Origin of the sequence: Spiroplasma sp. hy2, assembly GCF_044714365.1 — a bacterium.
Taxonomy (GTDB): domain Bacteria; phylum Bacillota_I; class Bacilli_A; order Mycoplasmatales; family Mycoplasmataceae; genus Spiroplasma; species Spiroplasma phoeniceum.
On record NZ_RXFZ02000073.1, the window covers coordinates 1 to 4,810 of the forward strand.

At 27.9% G+C, this 4,810-nt stretch carries 4 protein-coding genes; all 4 read right to left on the minus strand.

Features of this window, described 5'->3' with window-relative positions; translation table 4 throughout:
- Positions 1-108 precede the first annotated feature (108 nt).
- Genes EHV01_RS03235 through dusB form a run of 4 tightly spaced genes read right to left on the minus strand, consistent with a single transcriptional unit; the run spans position 109 to position 4,321 of the window.
- On the minus strand, positions 109-795 hold the full coding sequence (locus EHV01_RS03235) for an IspD/TarI family cytidylyltransferase (protein ID WP_422066178.1): 687 nt from the start codon (positions 793-795) through the stop codon (positions 109-111).
- Positions 796-1,800 carry an asparagine synthetase AsnA gene (locus EHV01_RS03240; RefSeq protein ID WP_422066179.1) on the minus strand — a complete coding sequence of 335 codons (1,005 nt, stop codon included), beginning with the start codon at positions 1,798-1,800 and terminating at the stop codon, positions 796-798.
- A gap of 8 nt (positions 1,801-1,808) precedes the next feature.
- Positions 1,809-3,311 carry a lysine--tRNA ligase gene (gene lysS / locus EHV01_RS03245; protein WP_422066180.1) on the minus strand — a complete coding sequence of 501 codons (1,503 nt, stop codon included), beginning with the start codon at positions 3,309-3,311 and terminating at the stop codon, positions 1,809-1,811.
- A gap of 17 nt (positions 3,312-3,328) precedes the next feature.
- Entirely contained in the window at positions 3,329-4,321 is a 993-nt protein-coding gene (gene dusB, locus EHV01_RS03250) for a tRNA dihydrouridine synthase DusB (RefSeq protein ID WP_422066181.1), read from the minus strand.
- Positions 4,322-4,810 lie beyond the last annotated feature (489 nt).

Below are 4,810 nucleotides of genomic sequence, written 5' to 3' on the forward strand. Positions count from 1 at the left end.
WTTTAAAAAATTTAAAGCAAAATCATAATCTTACACAAAATTAGTTTTCAAATTGTCATATTGATGATTTTTTTTATTTCATCAAGAGTTTTCGACAAAATTAAAGCGTTATTTTAATAATTTTAATAATTTTAAATCATCAACATAAGTTAATTTAATGTTTTGTTTTTCACCATAAATTGTATGAATTTTTGTTTCTGGTGAAAATAACTCTACTAAATAACTATCATCATAAATTATTGTTCTATTTTTAGTTTGAAAATATCTGTCATAAACTTGATATAATAATCTTGCTTTAAAAACTTGTGGCGTCTGAATTGTAAAATATTCTTCTCGAGGTAATGTTTTTTCAATAAAATTATTTTTAACTTTTTTAAGGGTTTCAGTAATTGGTAAAATTGGAATTAGCACTTCATAATTTTTTTGTTGAAAAACTTGATTTAATTGATTAATAAAAGTTAAACTAGTAAAACAACGCACACCATCATGAATCATTATAATTTCATTACTAATTTTATGATTAATTAAACATTGATAAATCGTATCAACTCGTTCTATGCCACCCATAATAAATTGGATATTTTTTGCTTGGTAATTTTTTTTCAATAAAAAAGTTAAAATTTCTTCATTAACACCAACAATAATTTCTGTACAAAGTGGATCACTTAAAAATAACATTAATGTTTGTTCAATAATAGTTTGTTTATTATCAAGTTGATATAGCAACTTATTGTCTTTCTGATTAAAACGTGATGACTTCCCAGCTGCAACAATAATTACCGTATAATTTTTCATTTATAAAATTTCAATTCCATTTTTCTTAACATATTCTAAAAAATCATCACTTCAAACCGAAGCAATAACTTTACCAATATGTTGTTTTTCTAATAAAAATAAATCTAATTGTGACTTAAAAAGTCCGAACGAAAGTGTCACTGGTAAGTCATTTGTTGCTACTTTTGCATCATATTCTGTTCTTAATTTACTTGTTTCTTTTGTTACTGCTAATTGACTTTTTAAAACATCACGATTAACAGTAGCAGCACAATAACCAATACAAATAGCTTTTTCTAACACAAAATCATAAACAAAAATTTTCGCATAGAGTTCCCAATTAAAAACATCTTGCGATTCACTAATTTCAATCGTATTATTAGTAATACTATTTTTTAAACCATAGAGGATTGTAGCACCATTTTCTCTTGTATAGCGGTTCAAGCGTTCTTGATAACTTAATAATCGCATTGCTTTTTGTAATTCAATTTGACTTGTTCAATTTAATTTTTTCTTAAATTTCTTATTTAATTGCGGAAATTTTAATAATAAAATGTCTTCTACATCACTAACAATATTAGTTGCTTTATCAATTGTTTGTTTAATTTTTAATAATGTAATGTCTTTTTCTTCTAATAATAAATCAAATCCAATTTCGCTAAAACTTACTGCTTGGCTATTTGATTGCTTAATATCACGACGCAAAACCATTGCCGTTGTTAAAATTCCTTCGTTTTCTAACAATTCATATTGTTTAATTGCATTTCGTCGCCATTTATTGTGTGACTGTAATATTTCACCAACCAAATTAGTTGGTGAAATATCAAAATCAATTGGCCGTTCTGTCATTCGAAAATCATCATTAAACCCTTTTTCTTCTGTAGTAATTAAAGGCGCATCAACTTTTAATAAATTAAATTGAATAATAAAACGACGAACTAATTCACGTTTAATTAAACTAATTGCTTCTACTGTTTCACGTAATGTTAAAATTGAACTATAACCAATTTCAATACCAAATGCCATACAATCACCTATTTTCCTCTTGGTCGCATGTGGGGAAATAATAATACATCTTTAATTGAATCTTGTCCTGTTAATAACATAACTAGGCGATCAATTCCAATTCCTAAACCACCTGTTGGTGGCATTCCATATTCCAATGCTTCAATAAAATCAATATCTAATTCTTGTGCTTCATCATTACCATTATCACGTTCTGCTAATTGACTAACAAAACGCTCATATTGTTCAACTGGATTGTTTAATTCTGAATAAGCATTTGCATATTCACGCCCTTTAATAAATAATTCAAATCGATCAGTAAATCTTGGATCTTCTGCATTTGTTTTTGCCAATGGAGAAACTTCAACGGGATGACCATAAATAAATGTTGGTTGAATTAATTTATCTTCCACAAATTCTTCAAAAAACAAATTAATAATATGTCCAACAGAAGTATGAAATTTTTCAATTGGTAGTTTTTTTTCTTTTGCAATTTTCTTTGCTTCAGCAAAAGTCATTGGTTTTCAAAAATCAATTCCCACTAACTCTTTAATTGCATCAACCATATGTCAACGTTTTCATGGCTGTTTGAATGAAATCATTACTCCATCGTATTTTGTTTCATCTTTATTTAAAATGTTTTTTGCAATGTAGCAGATAGTATCCTCTGTTAATTGCATCATAAAATTCATATCTTGATATGCAACATAAATTTCAACTGTTGTAAACTCTGGATTATGGCGTATATCCATTCCTTCATTTCTAAATAATCGTCCTATTTCATAAACTCCCTCAAAGCCACCAACAATTAACCGTTTTAGAGGTAATTCTGTTGCTACTCGTAGATAAAAATTCATATCTAATGTATTATGATGAGTTATAAATGGTTTTGCCGCTGCGCCACCATGAATAGGCTGTAAAACAGGTGTTTCAACTTCTAAATATCCCTTACTATTAAAAAAATCTCGCATTAAAGCAATAATCTTACTACGCTTAATAAAAATATCTTTTGTTTCCGCTGATGTAATTAAATCAACATAACGACGACGATATTTTTCTTCAATATCAGTCATTCCATGATATTTGTCAGGTAATGCACGCAATGCTTTTGCTAATAAAACAAATTCTTTAACTCGCACTGTTAATTCCCCGGTGTTTGTTTTCATCATTATTCCAGTAATTCCGATAATATCTCCTAAATCAAAATTAATAAATTCTTGATATTTTTCATCACCAACTTCATCATTTCGAACATAAATTTGAAAAATTCCATTTTGATCTTGTAACGTTACAAAACTAGCTTTTCCTGCTTCGCGAAATGTTTTAATTCGACCCGCAATTTTAACTATTATATTATCACTACTTGTGGCTAATTTCTCTTTTGATAAATGATTAAATTGTTCATTAAGTTCTTTACTTGTATGTGTTCGGTCAAACTTGGCAATTACAAAAGGATTATGTCCATCGTTAACTATTTTTTTTAATTTATCACGTCTAATTTGCTCTTGTTCTGTAAAATTACGTTTCTCCATTTTAATTCTCCTTTTTACTATTTAGCAACACTAATATTACTATTATAATAGGCAATATATTCATTAACAAACATTTTTAACTCAAATATTGTATTTATTTGCGTTGCCCGAATTTTATAATTAGTAGCTTCTGGCTTTCCTTTAAAATAAAAGGCTAAATTTTTCCGCATTTCACTCGCTGCAATTCGTTCTCCCTTTAAATTTAATAATAATTCTGCATGGCGGAAAATAATATTCCGCCATTCATCTAATGGTGGTTGCTCAATTTTTTCACCAGTATCTAAAAAATGTTGAATCTGTTTAAATACTCATGGATTTCCTTGTGCTCCTCGTGCTAACATAATTGCATCACAACCAGTCTCTTTTAACATTCGTTTTGCATCTTCACAAGTAAAAATATCACCATTCCCAATTACTGGAATTGCAACATTTTCTTTTACTTTCCTAATTCAATTTCAATCAGCTTTTCCAGAATAAAATTGATTTCGTGTTCGAGCATGAACTGCAATTGCTTGTGCTCCTGCTTGTTCACAATATTTTGCAATTTCAACACAATTAATATTCTCTTCATCTCAGCCAATTCGAATTTTAACAGTTACTGGTTTAGTAACATTTTCAACCACTGCCTTAACAACTTCATAAACGAGTTGAGGATGTTTTAATAAATATGACCCTGCTTGTGACTTAATTGCAATTTTTGGTGCAGGACAACCCATATTAATATCAATAATATCACATTCACTATGTTGATCAACATATTTTGCTGCTGCAACAAAAGTTTCCATATCTGTTCCAAAAATTTGCATTGAAATTGGATGTTCTAATTTATTTACCTCAATCATTTGTAAAGTTCGTTCATTTTTTTGTAAAATTGCTTTATCACTAACCATTTCAGCATAAACCAATCCTGCTCCTAATTCATGACAAATAATTCGGAATGCTTCATTTGTAATTCCGGCCATTGGTGCTAAAAAAACTTGCCCTTTGATTTCAATATTTCCAATTCTCATTTTTCTAATTCCTTCTTTAATTAACAGTCATTAGATAAATCTTAATCAAAAATAACAATAAATTCAATAAAAAAAACTATTTTTAAGGCTAATTATTCCTTATTATAGTTCATATATGATATTACAAAAAAAGTTTCTCAAAAATGAGAAACAAAATATTATTTTCGGCCATGTGGTTTGTTGCAATCACATTCAAAACATTTATGGTCACTATTTGTACCTGAACATGAACATTGACAAGCATGGCAAGATAACCTACAATCTGTCATCTGAATTTCCTCCTTACAAAAATATTGCTTAATAAATATTACTTGTAAGTAAATAGTTAAACGATAGTTTCTTTTTAATTGTAACAAATTTCAATAATTCATTAAAGATATTCTAAAATTATTCTTTAATTTTGTCGAAAACTCTTGATGAAATAAAAAAAATCATCAATATGACAATTTGAAAACTAATTTTGTGTAAGATTATGATTTTGCTTTAATT